Source organism: Pseudomonas sp. A014 (assembly GCF_052378495.1).
In the GTDB taxonomy this organism is placed as follows: Bacteria; Pseudomonadota; Gammaproteobacteria; order Pseudomonadales; family Pseudomonadaceae; genus Aquipseudomonas; species Aquipseudomonas machongensis.
Genome location: NZ_CP199001.1, coordinates 3,214,922 through 3,238,875, shown reverse-complemented (window position 1 = coordinate 3,238,875; position 23,954 = coordinate 3,214,922). Strand labels below are relative to the sequence as shown.

Sequence of the window (23,954 nt, the reverse complement as noted above, 5' to 3'; positions counted from 1 at the left end):
AAACACACTCTGACCGGCAACGCGCTGTGCTTGTCAGGTGCGCTGGACGGCGGGGGCAGGCCACAGCCCGACCAGCAGCAACAGCACGGCCACGGCCACGAACGGCAGGCGCGGATCGACGGCGTAGACCAGCGTCCCGGCCAGCGGCCCGATCACCGCTCCCATGCCTTGAGCAGCGCTGATCGACCCCGCGGTGGCCCCTTGTTCGCTGGCTTGCATGGCATTGGCGGCCAGCGCCGAGAAGGCAGGGAAGACGAAACCCATGCCGGCAGCGGCGACGAAGAAGCACGCCCACAATGCCGGAGCAGTGGTGGCCAAGGCCCCGGCGGCAAAGCCCAGCGCGCTGATGCTGGCGCCCACGCGGATCATCTTCAGCGGTGGCCACTCCAACTGGCGCAGCAGAATCTGCGAGCCAATCAGCGCCACGCCCACGGCGGTCAGGGCGATGCCTGCGGCCTGGGCGGCATCGGCACTGTTCAGTTGCAAGCGATCGAGGGCGAAAAAGCCCACGGTGATCTGCGACACGGTCACGCTGAGCATGGCGCTGAAGGCCACGATCAACGGTCGGCGCAGGCGCGGGTCACCCAGGCGCACAGGGCTTGGCGCATAGTTGTGGGGCAGCGGCTGAGGCTTGAGCTTGAACAGCAGCACGAGGAATGCGCTGGCCGGCAGCAGCGACATGATGAAGAACGGGGCGCTCAGGCTATGGCGAGCCAGCAACGCGGCCAGTGCCGGGCCGAGCACCAGCCCTACGGCATTGGCTGCGCCGAGCAAGGCCATGGCGCGGGCGCGGCGCTCGGGCTCGACATGGTCGGCGATCAGCGCATTGCCGCCCACCGGCAGCGCGGCATAGAAGGCGCCGATCAGGCCGCGGGTCAGCATCAGGCCGAGAAAGGCCAGGGTCGCGCCCGGCAGCCAGCGCAAGGCGCCATCGATGAACAGGCACAGCAGCCAATAGGCGACGGTGAAGCCGGCACTGCCCATCAGCAGGATGCGTCGCCGGCCCAGGCGGTCGGCGGCCCGGCCCCATGGGCGTGCAAGAATGACCCAGACCACGCCTGCCACGGTGACCGCCGCACCGGCTTGCCAGGTCGCCATCCCCAGCAGGCGGGCGATGGGGCCGATCAAGGCAACGAACGCCATCATCGACATGGTGCAGGCCATGTTCACCAGCAGCAGCGGGCGCAGGTCCAGGGCGGGGGCTTGGGGCAGGGTGGGAGATGCAGTGTCCTTCGCGGTGGTCATTGAAACATCCATGGCAGGCGGAAAGGTATCGGCCCCATTCCGCCTGCAGGCGTTTTTCAGTCGCTGCGGCGCAAGGGCCCTGGCCACATGCTACGCAATACGCCATCGCGACGCACCAGTGCATGGAACAGCGCTGCGCCGAGGTGGGCCAGGATGGTGACGAACAGCAGGTAGCCCGCCCAGCCGTGCGCTTGGCGCAGCACGGCATACAACTGCAGGTCGTGAGGCATGATCGCCGGCAATTGCAAGGGCCGTGGGTAGCCGCCGGCCGAGAGCATCGCCCAGCCGAGCAACGGCATGGCCAGCATCAGCCCGTACAGCGCCAGGTGCGAGGCGCCGGCAGCGAAACGCTGCAGCGGTGGCAGGTCGGCGGGCAGTGGCGGGTGCGGCAGGGTCAGGCGCAGGATGATGCGCAGCACCACCAGTGCCAGCAGCGCCAGGCCCGTGGCCTTGTGCAGCTCCACCAGCCAGGGGTGACGTGGCGACAGGTCGCCGACCATGCTCACGCCGATGAACAGCATCGCCAGGATCAGTATCGCCATGAGCCAGTGCACCAGGCGGGCCAGGGGGTGGAAGGCGGACGGTTTCATGGGCGTGCTCCTGCGCCGAGGCTTTCACGGCTGCGGCGGTTGAACGATTCCGAGTAGGCGGCCGAGCGCGCGGCGAGGATCGGATCGGCGGAGGCTTCGATGCCGCTGGGCAGAATCAGCGGGTCGAAGTTGAGGTCGCGGCAGGCGCCTTGTTCAGGTGCATCGACGTGGTCGATCACCAGGGTGCCGGCATCGATGCTGCGGCGCGAGTCGGGCCATTGGCTGGCCGGGTCGTCGATGGCGTCGCCGGGTTCGGCGAGGGTCAGGCGCAGTGTCCAGCGCAACGGCGCCTGGCTGAGGCGTTGTTGCAGGTCGTGTTGCAGGTACAGGTTGTCCTCGACCTGGGCGGGCAGAGGGGCAAAGGGTGTTTGCGCGACCATGCGCCAGCGCACGGCTTGCGCCTTGCCACTGGCATCGATCAGGCGAAAGGCGTTGATGCTGTTGTAGTCGGTGTTGGCGAAGCTGTCGCTGGGCTTGGCGCTGGCGGCCCATTGGCGAAAGGCTGCGCTTTCCGGGTGGGCGGCGAAGAACGCCTGCAGCTTGGCCGGGTCCGGTTTGCCGGTGGCCGGGCTCGGGCCGCTGGCCACGACCAGTTCATAGAAAGCTTGCGGGGTGCTTACCGCCAACACGGGTGGATTGTTCATGCCGGTACGCCATACCTGGCCGTCGTCGGTACTCAGCTGGACCGCCAGGCTGCGGGTCGGTATGCCGGCGTCGGGGCTGTAGGGGTTGGCACCGCCGATGGCGAAGCGGCCGATCACCGGCACCCGTGCCTGGCTGAATACCCGCGCGCTCGACAGCGCCTGCGCCTGGCCGCTGCTTTCGAAGTAGCCGCTGACGCACAGGCCCTTGGCGTGGTTCTTGCGGTAGCCGGGATGGTGGCCGGCCTGGGCTTCGAAGGTGTCGATGATGCGCTGTGGCGTCAGGGCAGGGGTGCCGATCCATCCGGCGGCATAGGCGAAGCCCGCACCCAGCGCCACGACCGTGGCGCCTATGGCGGCCAGGCGCAGGGCCTTGGCAGGGCCTTGCAGGGGTGTGTTCATGGTGACGTTCCGAGTCAGTGAATGAGCCGGTATGACGTGGGAGCGAAAAATTTATTCCCTCGACGGGAATAGATTTCGTCGCGCCCCGTCTGCCCATTACACTGACAGCCCATGGGGCCGGGGCCTGACCATGCATGACCTGGATGAACAACAATGGCGCGAACTGCTGCAAAGCCTGCGGCGCTTCGCCCTGTGGCTGACCCGCGAAAGCGGCAGTGCCGACGACCTGGTCCAGGCCACCGTCGAGCGTGCGCTCACCCGCAGCGGTCAACAGCGAGAGGAACAGAACCGGCGTGCCTGGCTGTTCACCATCCTCTATCGGCTGTTCCTCGACGGCAAGCGCCGCGATCGCCTGCACTCGCGCTGGCTGAACTGGTTCGGTCGCGGCGGGCAGGCCGAGGAGCCGCTGGGCTACGAGACCGAGAGCATCGTGCTGGCCCAGGCCGACCTGCAGGCCTTCGCCCGCCTGCCCAGCGAACAGCGCGCGCTGTTGCTGCTGGTCAGCGTCGAGGGCTTGAGCTACAAGGAAGTCGCCCAGGCCCTGGATATACCGATCGGCACCGTCATGTCGCGCTTGTCGCGCGCCCGTGCCGCGTTGCGTGAACTGACCGAGGGCAAGCCATCGTCCCCGGCCTTGCGGAGACTGAAATGACTCGCCTGATCCCCACCGAGCAAGAGCTGCACGCCTTTGTCGACGACCAACTGGAGCCTGTACGCCGGGCCGAGGTCGAGGCCTGGCTTGCGGCCAACCCGGAGCAGGCCGCGCGGATCGAGGCCTGGCGCAGCGATGCCCGGCGCCTGCGCGCGGCGCTTGCCGGTTTCAACGACATGCCCCACAACCCGCAACTGGAACTCGCCCACCTGCGGCGGCGGGTGCGTCAGCGTCGCCAGCAGCGCTTCGCGTCGGCCGCTGTCCTGCTGCTGGCGTTGGGGCTTGGCGGGCTAGGGGGCTGGCAGGCACGTGAATCGACGATGCTGGCAGGCGATTTGCCGATGGCCGACGCGGTGCAGGCACACAAGCTGTTCGCCGACGCCACGGCCCTCGATGTCCAGGCCGATGACCCTGCACAGTTGCAGTCGTGGCTGGGGCGGCATTTCAACCGGGTCGGCCAGGTGCCGGATCTCAGCGGATACGGCTTCCAGCCTGTGGGTGCACGCCTGCTGGCCAACGAGGACGGCCCGGCGGCATTGTTGGTGTTCCAGGACAAAAAAGGCGAACGCATCAGCCTGTTCATGCGCTCCCCAGGCGGGCGCTACGAGCAGATGCCCAGCGGGCAGCGCGTCGATGGGCAGCTCGAGGCGCGCTACTGGTCCCATGGTGACTACAACTTCGCCCTGGTCAGTGCGGCAGACGATGCTCGCGCGGAACAGGTCAGGAGGACCTTGGGCGTCAGTCTCTAGCGACGATTTCCAGGGGAGGCGAACTTTCATTTGAAAGCGCTATGCTTGGCCCATGTCCAGCACACCTGCCTTGCGCCAGCCTTGCCCTCCCGGCGCCTGTGATTGCGGGCGCGAGCAGTTGCACGCGCACCCACCCCAGGCCCAACGCATTCTTCTGCTCAACCGCCAGGAGGAGAAGCGCCTGCTCGAACGTCTGGAAAACCTCCAGAGCCTGGAAGACCTGCAGCGCCTGCAGTCACGCCTCTACGAGCAATTGGGCATTCGCGTGCATATCGCACCAGGCTACAACGAGGTGCGTACCATGCGCGGCTTCGTCATCGAGCTGGACGACCAGCCGGGGCTGTGCCGCAAGACCCGCCAGTCGATCCCAGCCGCTATTCGCAAAGGCCTGGAGCGCAATCCGGAAGTGGCCTTCCGGCTGCTCGATGCCCACGACCTGCTTGGTGGTGCCTGAGTCTCAGCGCATCGCCGCCAGCTTGATGCCAAACCCGACCAGACAAGCACCGGCCAGCCGCTCGAGCAGGTTGGATATCCGCGGATTGGCGCGCATGCGCTCGGCCAGGTGGTGGGTCAGCAGCACCGCGAACAGGCCGTAGAGAAGGGTCAGCCCGGCGACCGTCACCGCCATGAAGGCGAAAGTGATGAAGCCCTGATGCTGTACCGGATCGATGAACAGCGGGAAGAAGGCCATGTAGAACATGATCGCCTTGGGGTTGAGCAGGGTGATCATCATGGTCTGGCGCAGGTAGTGGCCGCTGTCCATGCGGCTTTCACGCGGCGCAGTGCCGGGCTTGCTCAGCACCATGCGCAGGCCGAGCCAGGCCAGGTAGGCGGCGCCAGCCCACTGCACGACGTGGAAGGCGGCCGGGTAGGCGGCGAGCAGGGTGGCGACGCCTGCAACGGCCAGCCACATCAGCACCTGGTCGCCGAGGATCACCCCGAGGGTCGCCGCCAGCCCGCCCTTGATCCCGCCTTTGCCGGTGGCGGTGATCAGGGCGAAGTTACCGGGGCCGGGAATGGCCAGGAGGACGATGAAGGCGATGACGAAGGCGCCGTAGTCGGTTACGCCGAGCATGGGAAAGTTCTCCTGGGGGAATGCCAGGATATATGCCACGTTCCGCCCGCCTTGCATAGCGGCTCATCATGAATGCGCTGGAACCTGCAGAAGCGGATCTTGCCGGTCAAAACGTCGCCTTGACCTGCAGCCCGACGACCAGCGCGTTGTCGATCGCTTCGCCGGAGAAGGCGCCCGGCTCGATGATGTACTGCACATCCGGGCGCAGGTTCAGCCATGGCGTGGCCTGGTAGCCATAGCTGAGTTCGATCAGTTGCTCGGCGCTGTCCAGGCCGGGGAAGTCACGCCCGGCATCCAGCGCGGTGGTTTCCAGCAACTGACGGCTGCGCGGATTCGGCACCGCCCGCCCGTAGCCCAGCGCCAGGGTGTCGCGCGGTCGTCCTTCGAAGGGCTTGTACAGCACCACACCGGCGCCATACCAGCGAGTGAAGGGCGAGGCGGCCTTGCTCGACGCTGAATATTGGCCGAACGCATGCAGGCTGCGACCCGCAGAGGCTGGGTCGTTCCACAACGCCTGGTCGACCAGCAGGTAATGGCCACTGCGTCCGGCCACGTCCTGGTCGCTGCCGATGCGCTTCACGTTGGAGCTGTCGTAGTAGTAGCCCAGCTTGTACTCGCCCGGCCGTTCGCCCTGCACCTTGTAGACCAGCTCCACAGGCACCACGGTGCCGGTGCTGTGCTTGGGCCCCAGGTGCCAGGCGCGGCTGGAGTTGCCGTTGCTCTGCGGATCGACGTTGAAGGCCGCCACGCGCAGTTGCCAGGAGGGCGAGAGATCGTATTTGACCCGGGCGCCGAGGTGCGCGTTGGGGTAGTTGGTCCAGCCGCTGCCACCGGACATGTTCAGCGGGTGGCCGCAGAAGCCGGCATTCATGAAATTGCACAGGATGCCGCTGTCCAGGCCGCCGAGGTCGTTGCCCATGGCCATGTAGCCGAGCTTGAGGTTCAAGGCCGGGGTGAACAGGTTGCGCTCGTAGCTCAGTTCGGTGAGGCGGGTATACAGGCCGCCGTAGTTCTCCTGGATCGGCAGACGGTTGCCGACCAGGTCTTCAGAGGCGCTGTTGCCGCGGCGGTCGTTGACGGTGAGCTGGACCTTGCCGCCGTTGTCCAGGCCATACAGTTTCGACAGGTCGAATTGCACGCCCAACTTGAGGTTCTGCGAATAACGCGCCGAGCGGTGCAGGCCACCGTGGGCGTTGTAGGCGGTCTCGCCGCTGTAGTCGCCGGTGATGTGGATGCCGTCTTCTTCCAGTTGCTGGCGCAGGCCGCCCCAGTCACCGGTCAGGGTGTTGTCGGCGGCGAGCGAAGCGGTGCTGGTCAGGGCGAAGACAAGAGGGGTCAAGCGAAAAGCGGGGGACATTGCAGGGTCTCGGATGGTCTGTGAGGGCCCCTTCGCGTGCAGGCCGCAGCGACTTGCACGCGAAGGGAGCAACGCGGTCTATGGCAAGGCGTACGAAATCACATAGTCGCCACGGTCAGTCGACTGTCGCGCGCCACCGGCGGTGATCACCACGTACTGCTTGCCGGTCTTGGGCGATACGTAGGTCATCGGCCCGCCCTGGCTGCCGACCGGCAGGCGCGCCTTCCAGATCTCGTTGCCGTTGCTGCTGTCGTAGGCACGCAGGTAGAAATCCTGGGTACCGGCGATGAACACCAGGCCGCCTTGGGTGGACAGGGTGCCGCCCAGCGTCGGCAGGCCGATCTTGATCGGCAGGTGCATGCGGATACCCAGGGGGCCGGTGTCCTCGACGGTGCCGACCGGCACCTGCCAGGCGATCTGCCGGGTCTTCATGTCGATCGCGGTGAGGGTACCGAACGGCGGCGCCTGGCAGGGGATGCCGGCCACCGACAGGAAGCGGTTCTTGTTCACCGCGTAAGGCGTGCCCTTGAGCGGCACGGCACCCATGCCAGTGTTCAGCGCCTCGCCACCGGAGGCTGCCTGGCCACTGTTCTGCGAAGGGATCATCTGGATCCACAGGCCCAGGCGCATGTCGTTGACGAAAATGAAGCCGTGCACCGGATCAGTCGAAAGGCTGCCCCAGTTCATGCCGCCCAGCGAGCCGGGGAAGCTCAGCGACAGGTCAGTGCCGGGGGCGGTGTACAGGCCGTCGTAGCGCATCTTCTTGAAGTCGATGCGGCACAGCAGTTGATCGTACGGGGTGGCGCCCCACATGTCTGACTCGGTCAGGGTCTGCGCGCCGATCTGCGGCATGCCGACGGATTTGGGCTGGGTCGGCGAGTAGGGCTCGTTGGGGATGTTGCTCGGCTTGACCGGTACTTCATCGACCTGAGTCAGCGGTGTACCGGTGGCGCGGTCGAGCACGTAGATCTGCCCGGCCTTGGTGCCGATCACGACTGCCGGCACCGTGCTGCCGTCGTCCTTGGTGAAGTCGATCAGGCTTGGCTGCATCGGCAGGTCGAAGTCCCAGAGATCGTTGTGCACGGTCTGGTAGACCCACTTCTGGTTGCCGGTGGTGGCGTCCAGGGCCAGCACCGAGGCACCGTAGGTGTGGTCGAGCTTGCTGCGCTCCACGCCGTAGATGTCGGTGGAGGAGGAGCCCATCGGCAGGAACACCGTGTTCATCGCCGGATCGTACGACATCGGCGCCCAGCTGTTGGGGGTGCTGCGCACGTAGGTGCTACCGTCGGCGGGGGCGTTGCGGTCCTGCGGATTGCCCGGATCGAAGGCCCAGCGCATCTGCCCGGTCATTACATCGAAGCCGCGCAGTACGCCGCCGGGCATGTCGGTCTGGACGTTGTCGGCGACCCGCCCGCCAACCACCACAGTGGTGCCAGCCATCAGTGGCGCCGAGGAAAGCTGGTAATAGGAATCCGGGACGTCACCCAGGCCGGCCTTCAGATCAACCTGGCCGTTGTTGCCGAAGCCTTCGCAGAAGGCACCGGTGTCGGCATCCACCGCGATCAGGCGACCGTCGATGGTGTTGGTCAGCAGGCGGCGCTGGCAGTTGGCGCCCGCCGGCAGCGCGGCAACGGTGATCGGCGAACTGTGCGGTTGGGTCGGCTGGACGATTGGCGCGGTGGCATCGAAGTAGGCCAGGCCACGGCAGCGCTGCCAGACCTTGGATTGCGCGTTGATGGCGTTTTTCCAGAGCTCCTTGCCGGTGTCGGCATCCAGGGCGATCAGGTTGTTGTGCGGGGTGCAGATGAACACCTTGTCGCCGACCTGCAGCGGGGTGAGCTGGTCTTCGGCGCCATTGCCGTCGCTGATCGCGACATCACCGGTGTGGTAGGTCCAGGCCACCTTGAGCTTGTCGACGTTGGCGCGGTTGATCTGGTCCAGCGCGGCGAAGCGGCTGCCGCCTTCGGTGTTGCCGTAGTGCGCCCAGTCCTTCTGCTCTTTGCCCGGTTCCACGGCGGTCAAGCCAGGGCCGTTGCCGGTCGGTGCGACGCTGGGGTGAGCGACGAACATATTGCCTGCGGCGATGGCCAGTACCACTGCCAGTGCTGCAGCCAAAGCATAGGCGCGTCGGCCGCGACTGCCGCCGTTGGCACCCACCAACAGGGGATAGATCAGCGTGACCACCAGGCCTATGGCGCCGAACATGAACAGCCGCGAGAACAGCGGCCAGAACACCAGGCCTACATCGGCCAGTGCCCAGATAACGGTGCCGAGCAGGAACACGGCGTAGAGCCATGCGCCGGCAGGCTTGCGACGGGCGATGAGCAGGCCGGCGATGGCCATCGCCAGGCCGCCGATCAAGAAGTACCAGGAACCGCCCAGGCCGACCAGCTTGACGCCGCCTGCGGCCAGGAGCAGACCGAGCAGGGCGATGATCACGCCCAACCCGACCAGGAGGAATGTGGAGGCGCCAGAAGCGCGGGGTGTGTCGTTCATGCCAAGGATCTCGCAGGTGGAATGCGTGAAGTCTAAGCCCTTAGCAAGCTAATTAACAAGTTAGTACATTTTATTCGGTGACGGATTGTCGCAGGCGCTTACAAGCTTTTCTTCGGGAAAAACCAGTAATCCAGCGGCTAAATGTAGCTAACTTTGGGCGAACGACATTGCTTAAACATTCGACCAACGTCGCATGCGCAAGGTCGCATTACGTCGAAATCAGCGCTTGAGTTCGTGTTGCTTGCGGTAGGCACCCGGCTGCATGCCGATCGCTTTTGCGAATGCTCGGGTGAAGGCCGCCACGGATTGATAGCCCGCCTGGGCGCCAACCTGTTCCACGGTATTGCCTGCGCGCAGCAACTGGCAGGCATGGCGCATGCGCAAGGCCAGCAGCACCTGGCCCGGCGACTGCCCGGCGAGTTCGTTGAAACGCTTGAAGAACGCCGAACGCGAAAGCCCGGTGCAGGCCGCCATGCTCTCCAGCGACCAGCTCTGGCCCGGGTCTTCGATCAGGCGTTCGAGCAGGCCGGCAAAGGCCGGCTGGCGGGCGAGGGCGATCAGCCCGCCCAGCGATTGGCCGCCATTTGCCTGCTGGCGCAGCACATAGAGGAACAGCAGGTGGGTCAGGCGTTCGAGCAACGTCTGCGACGGTGTCGGCTGGCGGCGGCACTCTTCCAGGATCAGTTCGAACAGTGCTCGCGCGGCGCTGCCGGCCGGTTCGCTGGCCCGCAGCAGGATCCAGTCGGCCAGCCCTTCGACGATCAGCGACGACAGCCCCGACTGGAACTGGAAGAACCCGCACACCAGGCCCACGCCGTCCCCTGCGTCGAGGTCCAGCGCCTGCATGGTGCGCCGCGGCTGGGCGCAGGCATCGACGGGGTCGGCGTCGCTGGAGAGCCTGTAGGCCAGGTCGCGCAGCAGAAACACCGCATCACCGCTGTCCAGGCGGATCGGCTCCGGTTGCCCGTCGATGTGCAGCCAGCAGTGTCCCTGAACCACCAGGTGAAAGCTGGCCCGGCCCATGCCCTGGGTGCTGGCGTGCCAGCCGCCGCAGTAGCGCCCGACGTGAAAGAGGCTGGCGTCGAGCTCCAGGCCCTCTAATAACCAATCGACAAGGTGGCAGGACGAAATCATCTAATGCAAAGACTCAGGAGCAAGGAAAGGCGACTGATGAATATGGATGCTATTTCTTATAACCAACAGACTGTATGGACACACATCAAAGGAGACTACTCCATGTCCTCGCGCATTACTCTACACACTCTGCAGAGCGCCCCGGAAGCTGCACGTCCCTTCCTTGAAGCCGCCCAGAAGAATTCCGGCTTCATCCCCAACCTGCTGGGCATTCTCGCCAACGCCCCGGCGGCCCTGGAAACCTACGTCACGGTTTCGGCCCTCAACGGCAAGTCCGAATTGACCCTGGCCGAGCGCGAAGTGGTGCAACTGATCGCTGCTACCAAGCACGGTTGCGACTTCTGCGTTGCCGGCCACACCGCCGTGGCCCTGAACAAGGCCAAGCTGCCGCAGGAGGTGGTCGATGCCCTGCGTGCGCGTGGCGAGCTGCCTGATGCGCGCTACGAAACCCTGGCCGAGTTCGCCCGTGAAGTCATCGCCACCCGTGGCAATGTCAGCGATGCCACCTATCAGGCCTTCCGCGATGCAGGTTTCAGCGAAGGCAATGCTCTGGAAGTGATTCTGGGCGTGAGTCTCGCAACCCTGTGCAACTTTGCTAATGTGTTCGCCCAGACGCCGCTCAACGACGAGTTGAGCAAGTACCGCTGGCAGCCTTCGGCGTAATCCACGCCTGGTGCCGGCGCGCCGGCGTTTTCAAAGGAGTAGGGACATGCTTGATTCTGCATTTCGACAATGGCTGGATGCCAATGCCGAGGCAATCGACCAGGGCCAGTGCGACCCGCACCTGGTGCTGGCCCAAATCGCCGAGTCGCAGTTGCTGCGGGTTGGCGTCGATCCGGCACTTGGCGGCTCGGGCGGTGACGTCACCGACGCCGTGGAGGCCATCGCTGCCATCGCCAGCCGCTCGCTGGCCTCGGCCTTCGTCTGCTGGGGGCAGCGGGCCTTCATCGAATACCTGCTGCACAGCCCCAACCAGGCCTTGCGCGAGCGGCTGCTGCCAGACCTGCTGACCGGCGAACTGGCCGGCGCCACTGGCTTGTCCAATGCCATGAAGTTCCTCTCCGGTATCGAAGCCCTGCAAGTGCAGGCGCGTACCGAGGGCGAGGGCTGGACCCTTGAAGGCCGCCTGCACTGGGTGACCAACCTGCGCAAGAGTGGCTTCGTGGTAGCGGCGGCGATCGAGGCTGAAGCGGGCCAGGCACCTTTCGTGCTGGCGATCCCGTCCAGCAGTCAGGGCCTCGAGCGTTCCGACGACCTGCAACTGATGGGCCTGCAGTCGAGCAGCACCGCCGCGCTGGCGTTCCACCAGGTCGCTCTGGACCGGACCTGGCTGTTGCACGAGAACGCCCGCGAGTTCCTGCCTCGGGTCCGGCCGGCATTCCTGGCGCTGCAGTGCGGCATGTCCATCGGCCTGACCCGTCGCGCCCTGGATGAAGTGCGCGAACACCTGCAAGGGCGCGGTTCGTTCCTCGCCGAAGCGGAACAGGTGTTGCGCGAGCGCCTGGAGAATACCGTCGGCGAGCTCAAGCAGGGCCTGCTCGACGGGCGTTTCCTCAACCAGCCCGCGGCACTGTTCAAGCTGCGCATCACCCTGGCCGAAAGCGCCGCCGATGCGGTGCAGATGGAGCTTCAGGCCAGCGGCGGCAAGGCTTATCTCACCGCCTATGGCGAAGGCTTCGCCCGGCGTTGGCGCGAGTCGGCCTTCGTGCCGATCGTCACGCCGAGCCTGGTGCAACTGCGCGCCGAACTGCAACGCCAGGCGGCGAACGTATGACCGACGTGTTGCTCGAAGCCCGCGCCATCAGCCTGGGCTACCCCCGCGAGGGCGGCTGGCAGGCGGTGCTGGAACAGTTCGACCTCAAGCTGTCGCCGGGCGAAGTGGTGACCATCCTCGGCCCCAGCGGTGTCGGCAAGTCCAGCCTGCTCCGCGTGCTGGCCGGTCTGCAGCAGCCTGGTGGCGGTGCGGTGTCACTGCACGGCGAGCCCCTGCAGGGGCCGCACCCGCGTCTGGCCGTTGCCTTCCAGGATCCAAGCCTGCTGCCCTGGCTGAGCCTTGAAAAGAACGTGGCCTTTGGCCTGGATTTCGCCCGTCAGCCTGCGCTGGCGGCGGCCGAGCGTCGTGCGCGGATCGACCACGCCATCGAGGCAGTGGGCCTGAACCATGCGCGCAGCCAGTATCCGGCGCAGCTGTCGGGCGGCATGGCCCAGCGCACGGCGCTGGCCCGTTGCCTGGCGCGCCAGCCCGAAGTGCTGCTGCTGGACGAACCCTTCGGCGCACTCGATGAAGTGACCCGCGCCGACATGCAGCAACTGCTGCTGCAACTGATCGCCACCCACAACACCGCGGCGGTGCTGATCACCCACGATATCGACGAAGCCCTGCTGTTGTCCGATCGCGTGCTGCTACTGGGCAACCACCCGGCGCGCACCCTCGGGCAATGGCACATCGACCTGCCGCAGCCGCGCGCGCAGCGGGTCGAGGAGCTGGGCGCGCTGCGCATCGAGATCCTGAAAACCCTACGGCAGGCGAGCCGCCCCACCTCAACATCTTCTTCCCCCCTGTCGTCGGAGCCTGCCCATGTGCATGGATGATTGCTGCTCTTCCACGTCGCGTCGCGATTTCATCAAGCTCAGCGCCATGCTCACCGCCGCCGGCGCCTTGCCGATGCTGTCGAGCCTGCAGGCACGCGCTGCCGCCGAGCCGGACGCGCCGGTACGCATCGGCTACCTGCCGATCACCGACGCCACGCCCTTGCTGGTGGCGCACAACAATGGCCTGTTCGAGGCCGAAGGCATCAAGGCCGAGCGTCCGGTGCTGCTGCGCAGCTGGGCGCAGGTGATCGAAGCGTTCATCTCCGGGCAGGTCAACGTGATTCACCTGCTGTCACCGATGACGGTCTGGGCCCGCTATGGCAGCAAGGTGCCGGCCAAGGTCGTGGCCTGGAACCACGTCGGTGGCTCGGGCCTGACCGTTGCGCCGGACATCACCGACATGAAACAGCTCGGTGGCAAGACCGTCGCCATTCCGTTCTGGTACTCGATCCACAACGTGGTGTTGCAACAGATGCTCAGTGACAACGGCCTGACGCCTGTGTCCAAGCCTGCCAACGCGCAACTGGCGGCCAACGAGGTCAACCTGCTGGTACTGCCGCCTTCGGACATGCCGCCAGCGCTCGCCAGCAAGCGCATCGCCGGTTACATCGTCGCCGAACCCTTCAATGCCCTGGCCGAGAATCTCAAGGTCGGGCGCGTGCAGCGCTTCACCGGCGATGTCTGGCGCAACCATGCATGCTGTGTGGTGTTCATGCACGAGCATGACCTGAACAATCGTCCGGAGTGGTCGCAGAAGGTGGTCAACGCCATCGTCAAGGCGCAGCAATGGACCCGCGATCACCGCGCCGAGGCCGCGGCGTTGCTGTCCAAGGCCGGTCCCAACAAATACACCCCGCACGAGCCTGCGGTGTTGACCAAGGTCCTGGCGCCTTCGGCCGAAGACCGCGCCGGCTACATCGCCAGCGGTGCGATCCAGCATCAGCAGTGGGACGAAAAGCGCATCGACTTCCAGCCGTACCCGTTCCCCAGCTACACCGAGGAGCTGGTCAAGCGCTTGAAGAACACCCTGATCGAGGGCGAGAGCGGCTTCCTCGCCGGGCTGGATCCGGCGCAGACCGCGCGCGACCTGGTGGACGACCGCTTCGTGCGCAACGCCATCGCCGCCGTGGGTGGCCCGTCGGTGTTCGGCATCGCCGACAACTTCGAGCGTAGCGAGGAGTTCGCGGTCTGATGCGCAAGCATGTCGTACATGGCGCCCTGGGCCTTGCCGGGCTGGCGGTGCTGTTGCTGTTGTGGTGGGCGGGGGTGCAGGTGTTCGGCGAGGCCGACGGCCTGTCGGCGCGTTTCTCGCCCCAGGCGACGCTGGAGAGCCTGGTCGAGCTGCTGGGCCATGGCGAGGTCTACGGGCACATCTGGGTGAGTCTCAAGCGTATTCTCATCGGCCTGCTGCTGGCGCTGCTGATCGGTGTACCGCTGGGTTTGCTCGTGGGCAGCTACCGGCATCTGGAGGCGGCGACCACGCCGGCGTTCCAGTTCCTGCGGATGATCTCGCCGCTGTCGTGGATGCCGGTGGTGGTGATGCTGATGGGGGTGGGCGATCAGCCGATCTACTTCCTCCTCGCGTTCGCCGCGCTGTGGCCGATCCTGCTCAACACCGCCGCAGGCGTGCGTCAGCTCGACCCGCGCTGGTTGCAGTTGTCGCGCAGCTTGAGTGCCACGCGCTGGGAAACCCTGTGCAAGGTGATCATCCCAGGGGTGATTGGCCATGTGCTGACCGGTGTGCGCCTGGCGATCGGCATCCTGTGGATCGTGCTGGTGCCGTGCGAGATGCTCGGGGTCAGCGCGGGCCTTGGGTACTTCATCCTCGACACCCGTGACCGCCTGGCCTATTCGGAGCTGATGGCGATGGTGCTGCTGATCGGTGTGCTGGGCTTCATGCTCGATGCGCTGGCGCGCGGGCTGCATCGGCGCTGGGTACATGCCTGAGATGTTGCTGGCGCCCGCAGGTTGGGCGCCGCACACCGGGCAGCGCCCCACCTGTGGCGGCGCTGACGGTCAGCGTGTGATGCGGGCCTGGCGTCGCCGCACTTCTTCTCGCACCGCCGGAATCACCCAGCGTCCATAGTCCACGGTGTCGTACAGCGGGTCGTAGCCACGGTTGAGGAAGGTGGTCACGCCCAGGTCGACATAGTCGAGCAGGGCCTGCGCCACCGTTTCCGGTGTGCCGACCAGCGCAGTGGTGTCGCCATAGGCACCGACCGCGGTCGCGGTCGGCATCCACAGAGCACGATCATGCCGGTCTGCGCGTGCTGCAGCAGCGAGCAGGCGCTCGGAGCCGGTGCCCTTGATGCGCTTGCTCCACGGGCTGTCGGCGGCGAACTGCGGGTTGGCCTTGATCTGCGCCAGGATCTGCTCCGCTCTCTGCCATGCCAGCTCCTCGGTGGCACCGAGGATCAGGCGTACCGACAGGCTTACCCGCGGCGCTGCCACCCCGGCGCTGCTGGCGGCCGCATTGAGCTTGGCGATCTGCTCGGCCACGCCACTCAACGGCTCGCCCCACAGGGCGTAGAGGTCGGCGTGCTTGACCGCGATCTGGTAGGCGATGTCCGACGAGCCGCCGAACGAGATCGGGATGTGCGGCTGTTGCAGCGGCTTGACCGGCGAGAACGCGCCCTTGATGTTGAAGTAGCGCCCCTCGAAATCGAACGGCGCTTCGGCGGTCCAGGTGCGGCGGACGATTTCCAGGTATTCGTCGGTGCGCTGGTAGCGTTCGGTCTTGTCCAGCAGGGTGTCGCCTTCCTGGGGTTCGGCGGTGATCCCGGTAATCGCGTGCAGGCGGATACGCCCGCCGCCGGTGGTGTGGTCGAGGGTGGCGAAGGCGCGCGCCGCCACGGTCGGGGCGGTGAGGGCCGGGCGGTGGGCGATCATGAAGCCCAGGCGCTCGGTGTGCGCGGCGGCGTAGGCGGCGATCTGCAAGCTGTCGGCGCTGCCGGGGCCGCTGGCGATCAGCACCCGGTCGAACCCGGCGTGCTCGTGGGCGCGGGCATGATGACGAATGAACGGCAGGTCGAAGTCGGGCGTGCGTACGCCGCGAGTCTCGGACCACTGGCGGGGAAAGATCATACCGACGAATTCGATGGACATGGCAAAGCCTCCCGGGTGTGGGGTTGAGGGTCAGAACTGGTAATCGACCTGTGCCAGCAGGGTTCGGCCCGGCATGGGTTGCAGGAAGGTGTTGGTGGAGCCGGCCAGGCCGCTGACGAAATTCAGCTCGTCGGTAACGTTGAGCATGCGCAGCGTCACCCCCCACTGCGGCTGGCGGTAGTACACGGCCAGGTCGAGGTTGTATTCGTCGGGCACCTTCACCGTCTTGCTCAGGTTCAGGTACCAGCTGCTGGTCCACCAGCCGGACAGCTCCACGCCAAAGCCTGAGTCGAAGCGATAGTCCACATAGCCCCCGGCGTTGTACTCGGGGATCTGCACGGCATCGAACTTGCCCGAGGGGCGCTGGTTGAGGCTGTTGTTGTCGCCGAACACGGTGCCGTTGTCGGGAATGAATCCTGCAGAGGCGAAGCCGGCCTGGCTGGTGAACTCGTTGTAGGCGCTGATGCGGCTGAGATTGAGGCCGCCGCGCAGGTGTTCGTCCTGGTAGCGCAGCGTCGCTTCCAGGCCTTTGACGATCAGCCGGGCGATGTTGTTGTTGCTGTCCGGCGCCTGGTCGCGGGCCTGGCGATAGGCCGCCAGGGTCAGGAACAACTGGTCGGGCACGGCTTCGACCTTCAGCCCAAGCTCGTGCAATACGCTCAGGCTCTGGAACGCCAGGGGGTTGAGCTGGTTGGCGCCGGCGCCGCTGCCCCAGCCCAGGCCGTTGGTGAAGAAACCGGTGTTGACCGCCAGCGAGCGGTCGAAGGTGTAGTACAGGGTGCTGTTGTCGGTGGGCTTGACGTAGGGGCTGACCTGGACCGAGAACAGCCGGTAGTTGTTTGCATCCTTGCGCTGGCTGGCGCCATTGACCACGAAGGGGTTCTCGATGCGTGCGTCGATCCAGCTGCGGCTGGCGCCGATGTTCAGGCCTGCACGTTCGCCCAGGCGCAGGTTGTGCTGGCTGAACAGGGTCTTGGTGGTCCAGGTGCTGTCGGCGGTGTACGGCGCGATGGATTCGGCGTACAGGCCATGCCCGGCCGGGTACATGGCCGGCAGGTTGAGCCAGCCGTAGAGGTTGGAGAACTGCGCCACACCGGGCTGGCCGATCCAGGCCGCGTTGCCGCCGGCGGGGTTGCGACCGGCGAGGCCGAGCAGGTCGCCGGGGTTTTTCAGGCGCGGGTCCTGGGTCAGGTCGTAGGCGTTGATGGTCGAGCCGAAACTGTTGTTGGCGGCGATCGACTGGTTCGATTCGCGGCGATAGATCAGGCCGCTGTTGCTGTCGTCGACCAGGGTCAGACCGCCGAGCTGCCATTGCCCGCGGGCACGGAACTCGAAGCGGTTGTCGAAGATGTCGTCCTTGCCCTGGACCTGGAAGGCGCCTACCGCATCGGTGGTGTCGGTGGAGTGCTGGTAGAAGGTGCTGTTGGCCAGGGTAATCGACGGTGTCAGCTCTCCTTCGATGCGCAGTTGCGTGGTGAAGCGTCTTGAGCGGTTCTCATCCTGGGCGCGCTGGCCGGTCTGCGACGACAGCGAGGTCAGGCCGTTGCCTGCCAGCGACGGGTCGTAGACCCAGCCGCGCAGGCTGCCGGGGTTGGCCTGGGTGTTGGGCGAGGCGCCCTGGAAGCTGCCGTTGACCACCGAATACTGCCCTTGGGCATTGCGCTGGCGTTGCACCCAGCCCAGCACCTGGGCGTCGCTGGCACCGGAGGACAGCACCGGCGACCACAGCGTATTGCCGTTCTGGATGATCGGTGTGGCGCGGCCGGCGTAGTACTTGCCGTGGTCGACCAGGTCCTGGGTGGCGCGGTTCCAGCCGTGGGTGATGTTGTAGTCGTAGTAATCGTCGTAGGCGGCGTTCCAGTCCACACGCACATGGTCGTTGCGAAAGGCCAGGGCGCCGTAGAAGGCGTCGAAGTTGTTCTCGACGTTGTCGTAGAAGTCTTCCTGGCGCTGGCGGGTGATGCTGACCCGGTAGGCGAGGTTGTCGCTGATTGGGCCGGTGTTGTCGATGCTGAATTTGGTCGCATCGCGCGATTCGCCGTCGGGGATCCAGCTGCCGATTTCGCCGGAGAGCTTGGTGCGAAAACGTTCGAAGTCGGGCTTCTTGCTCAGGTAGTTGACGTAGCCGCCGCTGCCGCTGACCGAGCCGTAGGTGACCGAGGAGGGGCCGGCCACGATGTCGGCGCCCTCATAGGCGTTGAAGTTGGCAGGGTGGCGTACGCCATAGGCGCGCTGGCCGTCCTGGAACACTTCGCTGTTCTGGCCGCGCATCTGCGGGGCGATACCGGCGTTCTGGCCGCCGCCGCGGGTGATGCCGGGGGCGTACTTGACCAGGTCGTCGGCACTGCGGATCGGGTCGCGAGCCAGTTGCTCGGCGTTGACCTGGGTGACCGAACGTGGGGTGTCGAGCACCTTGGCTTCGAGGCCGCCGTAGATCGATGAGGGTGGGCGAGTGGGCAGGGCGTCGTCGTCGGGTTGTTCGGCCTGGACGGTGACGGTTTGCAGGACCGTGTCGTCGGCCAGCAACGGGGTGCTGGCCAGGGCCAGCAGGGCGAATGCAGGGTGCAGGGCTGCGCGGGGCATGGAGTGGGCCTCGTTCGGGTAAGGTGGAATGGAGGTGGGGCGCAGCCGCGCCTGCGGTTGTTTTTGGGGTTATGTGGGGGTTGTGCCGGCCCTATCGCGGGACAAGTCGGCGCGCCAAACCGCCGCTCCCACAGGTACCCCGTGGTCTGGGAGATCGGTGGGGTATCGGTGGGAGCGGCGGTTCGGCGCCCCGACTTGTCCCGCGATAGGGCCGGCCCAGACAGCGCGTGATCATGACTTGAGCCACAAACTTTCGAACCGCCAGGTACTGAACAGCGAGCGCTCCGGCTGCGCCCCGCCGACGCGGTTGCTGACGCTGTCGAGCAGGTCGGCGTAACCCCAGATCAGCATCCCGCCGCGCTGGTACTGGATCTCTTGCGCGCGATGCACCAGCAATTTGCGCTTTTCCAGGTCCGGCTGGGCCATGGCGGCGAGAAACGCCTCGCTGAATTGCGCGTCGTGGAAGTGGGTCTTGTTGGCCACCGCGAACGGCGCATCGGTATGGATGGCGCTGGCCAGGAACGGCGCACCGATGCTGCCCCCGGTGCTCAAGGTCCAGTCGTCGCGCTGCGGCCCCTGGAACGTTGCCAGGTCAACCTGGCGCACCTTGAGGGTGACGCCGATGCGTTTGGCCTGCTCGGCCAGCACCAGCGCCGAGGCGAGCCCCGGCCCGGGTGTCGTCACCAGCTCCACCTCGAGCTGTTCGTGGCCTGCCTCGCGCAGCAACTGCGCGGCCCGCTGCGGGTCGTGCGGCCGCGGGCCGAGGGCGTTGTTGAAGGTTGGGTCGAAGGGGGCGTACAGGTCATTCGCCACGCGACCCTGACCGTTCAGCGCACGGCGTACCAGTTCCTCACGGTCAGCCAGCAGGCGGAAGGCCTCGCGTACCCGTGGGTCGTCGAACGGCGCCTTGGCGGTGTTCATGTCGAACGACAGCCAGTTGCCACTCACCGACTTGAGCAGGGTCAGCCGCGGGTCGGCCTGCAGCACCTGCAGGTGCTCGGTGGACATGACGTTGGCCATGTCGATCTGCCCGGCGCGCAGGGCCGCCAGGCGCCCGGTCTGATCCTTGAAGTCGATGATCTCCAACTCGTCCGCGTAAGGCTTGTTCGGCTTGAAGTAGTTGTCGAAACGGGTGAACAGCGAGCGTTGCCCAGGGGTAAAACTCTTGAGCTTGAACGGCCCGGCGCCGACTGGATTGCTGACCGGATGGTAGTCCACCGGCACGATGCCGCCGAAATTGACCCAGGTCTCGGGCAGCGGCAGGTAGCTACGGCCTTCGCGAAAACGCAGGCGCACGGTGCGCTCGTCGAGCTTCTCCAGATGGTCACGATCGACCCAGTGCAGCAGCGCTGCATAGGGCGAGGCCAGTTGCGGATCGGTGAGGCGGCGGATGGAGAAGATCAGGTCGTCGGCATCGATGGTCTTGCCATGGTGGAACTCCAGGCCCTGCTTCAGGCGCAGGGTCCAGCCGCTGGCATCGGCGTTGGGCTCGGCGAACTCGGCCAGGGCCAGGCGCGGCTGCATCTGCTCGTCCCATTCCCACAGTTTGCTGTACAGCGCAAAGCCTCGCACGATGCCGCTGCCGATGGGCTTGTGGGCGTCGAGGTTGCCGCTCTGGTTGCCGTCGATGATACCCAGGCGCAGGCGCCCGCCGTGTCGTGGCGGGTCGGCGACAGCGGTGGCCGGGGTGTCGCTGGGGCCGCAACCGACCAGCAGCCCGCCCGCCAGCACGCCGGTATGGCCGAGGAAGCTGCGCCGGCTCAGGGGGTAACCGTCCCTGGTCATGGGCTCAGGCTCCGTTGGCCGCGTGCAGTTGCACGGGCGTTTCAGGCAGGCGGGCGAGGGCGGCGCGCTCGCCACGGAAGTGCGGCAGGATGTGCTCGCCGATCCGATAGGCCTCTTCGAGGTGCGGGTAGCCGGCGAGGAAGAACAGGTCGACGCCGATGGCGTTGTACTCGCGGATCCGCGCCACCACGTTCTCGTAGCTGCCGACCAGGGCGCAGCCGGGTGGGATGCCGATGTAGCCGAAGCCGGTCCAGACATTCGGATGGATGAAGAAGTCGTCGATGCCGGGGGTATCGCCCTTGTCGGTAAAGCCTTGCTCGTAGCTGAGCTTGCGTGCCGTGCGCAGGCCAGCGTGGGCGGCCCTGGCCTTGACCGCGCCCTTGGCGATGCCTTCGTCGAAGAAGCGCTGCGCCTCGGCGCGGGCCAGGGTCTCGGTCTCGCGGGCGATCACATCGATCGACAGGCCGAAGCGGATGTCGTTGCGTCCGTACTTCAATGCGCGGGCGCGGATGTCGGCGATCAGCGCGGCGATTTCGTCCGGGTGCTCGGCGCGCATCAGGTAGAAGTCGGCATGCTTGGCGGCGAACTCACGCGCCGCGACCGACGAGCCAGCGGTGCAGATCAGCGGCAACTCGGCCTTCTTCAGCGGCCCGCGCAGGCCACCGCCGTCGGCGTGGTAGTACTTCCCGTCGTAGTGGAACTGCTCGTTGTGCCAGTAGCCCCTGACCACATCCATGAACTCGGTGGCGCGCGCATAACGGTCATCGTGGCTTTCGTAGTCGCCAACCTGGCGCTGGATCGCGTCCGAGCCGCCGTTGATGATGTTCCAGACCAGGCGGTTGCCGGTGGCCCGCTGGTAGGTCGCTGCCTGCTGCACCGCGACCCAGGGCGTGTAGTGATAGGGCTGGAAGGCCGTGACGAACTGCAGCGTCCGGGTCTCGCGGGCCAGCAGCGAGCACACCGTCCAGGGCTCCTCGCCGCTGGGGGCGTTGACCATCAGCGCACCGCCGAAGCCGTTGATCTCGGCGGCGCGGGCCACCTGGCCGAGGTAGTCGATGTAGGTGAAGTGATCACCCACGGCGAACCCCGATACCGCGCCGGTGCTCGGCCCGCCAGGGTGCCAGTCGCCGCGGTTGCGGCTGTCGCCGGGAAGAAACTGGGTTTCGCCATGCAGTGGCAGGCGGGTGAAGAACTCGATGCTCATGTCGGGCCTCCTTTACTGGACTGTCGGTTTGCAGATCGGGGTGATGGGTTCGCCGTTGATGACTTTGTGGGCGAAGGGGATCGAATCCTTGAGCGAGGCGTTGACGGTCTCGCTGTGGCCCAGGCCCTTGTACAGGTGGCCTTCGACGATGGAGCCGGCGTCGCAGGCGTCCTGCATCAGCTTGGCCTGGCTGGCGGCGGTGGGAGTCTGGTCCTCGGCGCCGGTGCCGATGAAGATCGGCTGCGCCAGCTTCAGCGTCGGGTAGGAGACCTGCGCCAGCCATGGCTTGAGCTTGTCGCCCTGGTAGTCCTTCTTGGTGTTGGCGGTGGTAAGGCCGGTGCCGACCACGTCGCTGACCAGCGAGGACAGACAACTGCTGCGGGCCTGCTCGAACAGTGGCAGGGCCTTGTCGGTGTAGTGATCGCGAGGGTCGATGCTCGGGTCGTACTGCTGCGCGGCGAGCAAAGTGTAGAAGCCATAGGCCAGGGACGGGTCGACCTTGTTGTTGTCCTGTTCAACGACGTTCTTCGAGCCGACGGTGTAGATCACTCCGGTGCCGATGCTGCCCCTGACGCCCAGCTCCGGCGCGTAGGTGGCGGCATAGGCGCCTGCGGCGAAGGCCCCGGCGCCGCCCTGGGACTGGCCGACGATCAGCACCTTGTCTGCCAGGCCCGGCACGCCGTGCACCACGGCACGCGCAGCGTCGAGGATGCCGTAGGCGGCGGTGCGGTTGTTCAGCAGTGGGTGACCACCGGGCACGCCCAACCCTTGGTAGTCGGTGGCGACGATGGCGAAGCCCTCCTTGAGCCAGCGGTCGAGGTATTGCACGTCACGGTAGGATCGCCCGGCCCAGGACGGCGCGCAGATGTCGGCAACGCCGACCGTACCGTGGCCCCAGCTCAGCACCGGCCAACCGCCAGCGGGTGCCTTGCCCTTGGGGATGAACAGCGCCCCGGAAACCACGACCGGGGTCTTGCCGTCGCGTCCGTCCAGCGAGCTGTAAAGGATCCGCTGGGCGCTGGCGGCGCTGGGCAGGCTCAGCGTCTGCTCCAGCGGCTCGCTGCGTAGCAGCTTGCCGGGGGCGGCGGGGATCACTTCGCTCCAGCTGTAGAACGCCGAGACACGGCCGTCGCCTTGCTGCGGGTCGGGCTTGGGGGCGTAGGTCGGGGCGGCCAGGGCGCTGATCGAAAAGGCCAGGGCGCTAAGGCTGAAAACGAGGGTGGCAGGCAGTTTCATGGACGGGTCTCTTTTCGGAAATTCAGGGTTGTTTGCTCAATTGCGTGGCGACCGCAGGCCAGTAGCCGGTGAGCTGCAGGTCTTGCAGGGCCTGGCGGGTGAAGTGGGTGGCGAGGTCGTGGCGAATGTCGTAGGGCGTGCGGATCAGCCGGTTCTCCAGGGCGTAGCGGGCCAGGGCCTGGTAATGGGCTTCGAGCTGGGCGTCGGTCTTCGGTGCCCAGCGGTCTTTCCAGGCCACCGGGTCGTCCTGGTCATCGCGGCGCAGCACGCTTTCGGCAATGCCGGCGCGAGAGGAGAGCTTGTAGTAGGCGTCGCGGTTCTCTGCCTGGGAGATCCACCAGGCGGCCTTGACCCAGGCGGTGGCGACCAGTTGGGTGAGGTCGGGGTGCTGCTCGACGAACAGGTCGGTGCCGAACAGGTCGGAGACCAGGCGCCAGTCGTTGGCGCCTTGCTTGGTCGACCAGAGAATGCGCGCCACGCCTTTGTCTTCCAGGGCATAGGCTTCGTTGAGCAGCACGGCGGCATCGACCTTGCCGGCGGACACCGCGGCGGCGCCAACCTGCGGGTTGAGGTTGGCGATCTTGAAGTCGGCCAGGCTCAGGCCCTGGCTGTGCAGGAAATTGCTGAAGGCGAACTCCCACGGACGGCCACGGTGCAGGGCCAGGCGCTTGCCCTTGAGGTCCTGGATGCTGCGCACTGGCGAGTCGGTGGGCACGACGAGGTAGATGTTGTTGCCGCTACCACCGGGCACGACCAGCTTGCCCGGCACGCCACCGGCACCGGCGATCACGGTCGGCAGGTCGCCGCGCACGGCGAAGTCCAGGCTGTTGTTGCTGAAGCCCTCGTTGATCTGCGGACCGGCGCCGGCGTGGGGCAGGGCGACCCATTCGAGCTTGATGCCGCGCTCGGCCAGTTGTTTTGCCAGCCAGCCCTCTTCGATGACCCGGCCAGGGATGCCGCCGAATACCGGCGCGCCGCCCTGGGTGAAGGCGACGATGGCGATGCGCACGGCGGGCGGGGCTTCGGCGGCGACGGTGGAGAAGCTCAGTAGCAGGCCGGTGAGCAGGGCCAGGGCGTGACGCCAGGGGTTGTTCATATGCGGCTCCAG

21 protein-coding genes are annotated in these 23,954 nt (G+C 66.3%); 8 read left to right on the top strand and 13 right to left on the bottom strand.

What is annotated here, in order from left to right; all coding sequences use genetic code 11:
• Window positions 1-33: 33 nt before the first annotated feature.
• From ACTYOL_RS14650 to ACTYOL_RS14640, 3 genes are read right to left on the bottom strand one after another with little or no spacing between them, the layout of a single operon-like run.
• Window positions 34-1,245 carry an MFS transporter gene (locus tag ACTYOL_RS14650; RefSeq protein ID WP_444756487.1) on the bottom strand — a complete coding sequence of 404 codons (1,212 nt, stop codon included), beginning with the start codon at window positions 1,243-1,245 and terminating at the stop codon, window positions 34-36.
• A 56-nt stretch (window positions 1,246-1,301) separates the two neighbouring features.
• Complete coding sequence (locus tag ACTYOL_RS14645; RefSeq protein ID WP_125929736.1) at window positions 1,302-1,835, bottom strand: cytochrome b; 534 nt, start codon at window positions 1,833-1,835, stop codon at window positions 1,302-1,304.
• Window positions 1,832-2,878 (bottom strand): catalase family peroxidase, encoded by a 1,047-nt coding sequence (locus ACTYOL_RS14640; RefSeq protein WP_197891052.1) that lies wholly within the window; start codon window positions 2,876-2,878, stop codon window positions 1,832-1,834. The genes ACTYOL_RS14645 and ACTYOL_RS14640 overlap by 4 nt, the downstream gene beginning before the upstream one ends.
• Window positions 2,879-3,008: 130 nt before the next feature.
• Between ACTYOL_RS14640 and ACTYOL_RS14635 the strand changes: the two genes are divergently transcribed.
• From ACTYOL_RS14635 to ACTYOL_RS14625, 3 genes are read left to right on the top strand one after another with little or no spacing between them, the layout of a single operon-like run.
• Complete coding sequence (locus ACTYOL_RS14635; protein ID WP_054890858.1) at window positions 3,009-3,530, top strand: sigma-70 family RNA polymerase sigma factor; 522 nt, start codon at window positions 3,009-3,011, stop codon at window positions 3,528-3,530.
• Entirely contained in the window at window positions 3,527-4,279 is a 753-nt protein-coding gene (locus tag ACTYOL_RS14630) for an anti-sigma factor family protein (protein WP_197891054.1), read from the top strand. The genes ACTYOL_RS14635 and ACTYOL_RS14630 overlap by 4 nt, the downstream gene beginning before the upstream one ends.
• 52 nt (window positions 4,280-4,331) lie before the next feature.
• Window positions 4,332-4,733, top strand: coding sequence for a hypothetical protein (locus ACTYOL_RS14625; protein WP_054890856.1), 402 nt, complete (start codon window positions 4,332-4,334; stop codon window positions 4,731-4,733).
• Window positions 4,734-4,736: 3 nt separating this feature from the next.
• On the opposite strand, the gene ACTYOL_RS14620 is transcribed toward ACTYOL_RS14625, so the two are convergent.
• The 4 genes from ACTYOL_RS14620 to ACTYOL_RS14605 form a co-directional block, all read right to left on the bottom strand.
• On the bottom strand, window positions 4,737-5,354 hold the full coding sequence (locus tag ACTYOL_RS14620; protein WP_414155583.1) for a LysE family transporter: 618 nt from the start codon (window positions 5,352-5,354) through the stop codon (window positions 4,737-4,739).
• Between the two features lie 106 nt (window positions 5,355-5,460).
• The gene (locus ACTYOL_RS14615; RefSeq protein ID WP_197891058.1) at window positions 5,461-6,711 is read right to left on the bottom strand and encodes a carbohydrate porin; all 1,251 of its coding nucleotides are present in this window, start codon (window positions 6,709-6,711) and stop codon (window positions 5,461-5,463) included.
• A gap of 78 nt (window positions 6,712-6,789) precedes the next feature.
• Window positions 6,790-9,207 (bottom strand): glucose/quinate/shikimate family membrane-bound PQQ-dependent dehydrogenase, encoded by a 2,418-nt coding sequence (locus tag ACTYOL_RS14610; RefSeq protein WP_200603258.1) that lies wholly within the window; start codon window positions 9,205-9,207, stop codon window positions 6,790-6,792.
• Window positions 9,208-9,426: 219 nt separating this feature from the next.
• Window positions 9,427-10,341, bottom strand: coding sequence for an AraC family transcriptional regulator (locus tag ACTYOL_RS14605; protein WP_200603259.1), 915 nt, complete (start codon window positions 10,339-10,341; stop codon window positions 9,427-9,429).
• Window positions 10,342-10,443: 102 nt separating this feature from the next.
• Here ACTYOL_RS14605 and ACTYOL_RS14600 point away from each other — a divergent pair, with 102 nt between their 5' ends.
• The 5 genes from ACTYOL_RS14600 to ACTYOL_RS14580 are packed head-to-tail and all read left to right on the top strand — an operon-like array spanning window position 10,444 to window position 14,880.
• Window positions 10,444-11,004, top strand: coding sequence for a carboxymuconolactone decarboxylase family protein (locus ACTYOL_RS14600; RefSeq protein ID WP_153773823.1), 561 nt, complete (start codon window positions 10,444-10,446; stop codon window positions 11,002-11,004).
• 46 nt (window positions 11,005-11,050) lie between these two features.
• Complete coding sequence (locus ACTYOL_RS14595; RefSeq protein WP_200603260.1) at window positions 11,051-12,115, top strand: acyl-CoA dehydrogenase family protein; 1,065 nt, start codon at window positions 11,051-11,053, stop codon at window positions 12,113-12,115.
• Window positions 12,112-12,933 carry an ABC transporter ATP-binding protein gene (locus ACTYOL_RS14590; RefSeq protein WP_054890849.1) on the top strand — a complete coding sequence of 274 codons (822 nt, stop codon included), beginning with the start codon at window positions 12,112-12,114 and terminating at the stop codon, window positions 12,931-12,933. The genes ACTYOL_RS14595 and ACTYOL_RS14590 overlap by 4 nt, the downstream gene beginning before the upstream one ends.
• Window positions 12,920-14,125, top strand: coding sequence for an ABC transporter substrate-binding protein (locus ACTYOL_RS14585; protein WP_153773820.1), 1,206 nt, complete (start codon window positions 12,920-12,922; stop codon window positions 14,123-14,125). Before ACTYOL_RS14590 ends, ACTYOL_RS14585 begins: the two co-directional genes overlap by 14 nt.
• On the top strand, window positions 14,125-14,880 hold the full coding sequence (locus ACTYOL_RS14580; RefSeq protein ID WP_054890847.1) for an ABC transporter permease: 756 nt from the start codon (window positions 14,125-14,127) through the stop codon (window positions 14,878-14,880). Before ACTYOL_RS14585 ends, ACTYOL_RS14580 begins: the two co-directional genes overlap by 1 nt.
• A 69-nt stretch (window positions 14,881-14,949) precedes the next feature.
• Here the strand turns inward: ACTYOL_RS14580 and ACTYOL_RS14575 are convergent, their stop codons facing one another.
• The 6 genes from ACTYOL_RS14575 to ACTYOL_RS14550 form a co-directional block, all read right to left on the bottom strand.
• Window positions 14,950-16,038 carry an LLM class flavin-dependent oxidoreductase gene (locus ACTYOL_RS14575; protein WP_197891062.1) on the bottom strand — a complete coding sequence of 363 codons (1,089 nt, stop codon included), beginning with the start codon at window positions 16,036-16,038 and terminating at the stop codon, window positions 14,950-14,952.
• A gap of 30 nt (window positions 16,039-16,068) precedes the next feature.
• Window positions 16,069-18,621, bottom strand: coding sequence for a TonB-dependent receptor plug domain-containing protein (locus ACTYOL_RS14570; protein WP_444756486.1), 2,553 nt, complete (start codon window positions 18,619-18,621; stop codon window positions 16,069-16,071).
• A 231-nt stretch (window positions 18,622-18,852) separates the two neighbouring features.
• A complete protein-coding gene (locus ACTYOL_RS14565; RefSeq protein ID WP_444756485.1) occupies window positions 18,853-20,406 on the bottom strand; it encodes an ABC transporter substrate-binding protein in 1,554 nt (517 codons plus the stop codon).
• A gap of 4 nt (window positions 20,407-20,410) precedes the next feature.
• Window positions 20,411-21,610 carry an LLM class flavin-dependent oxidoreductase gene (locus ACTYOL_RS14560; RefSeq protein WP_200603262.1) on the bottom strand — a complete coding sequence of 400 codons (1,200 nt, stop codon included), beginning with the start codon at window positions 21,608-21,610 and terminating at the stop codon, window positions 20,411-20,413.
• Window positions 21,611-21,622: 12 nt separating this feature from the next.
• Entirely contained in the window at window positions 21,623-22,846 is a 1,224-nt protein-coding gene (locus tag ACTYOL_RS14555) for a lipase family protein (protein ID WP_444756484.1), read from the bottom strand.
• A 22-nt stretch (window positions 22,847-22,868) separates the two neighbouring features.
• On the bottom strand, window positions 22,869-23,942 hold the full coding sequence (locus tag ACTYOL_RS14550) for an ABC transporter substrate-binding protein (protein WP_444756483.1): 1,074 nt from the start codon (window positions 23,940-23,942) through the stop codon (window positions 22,869-22,871).
• Window positions 23,943-23,954: the final 12 nt, after the last annotated feature.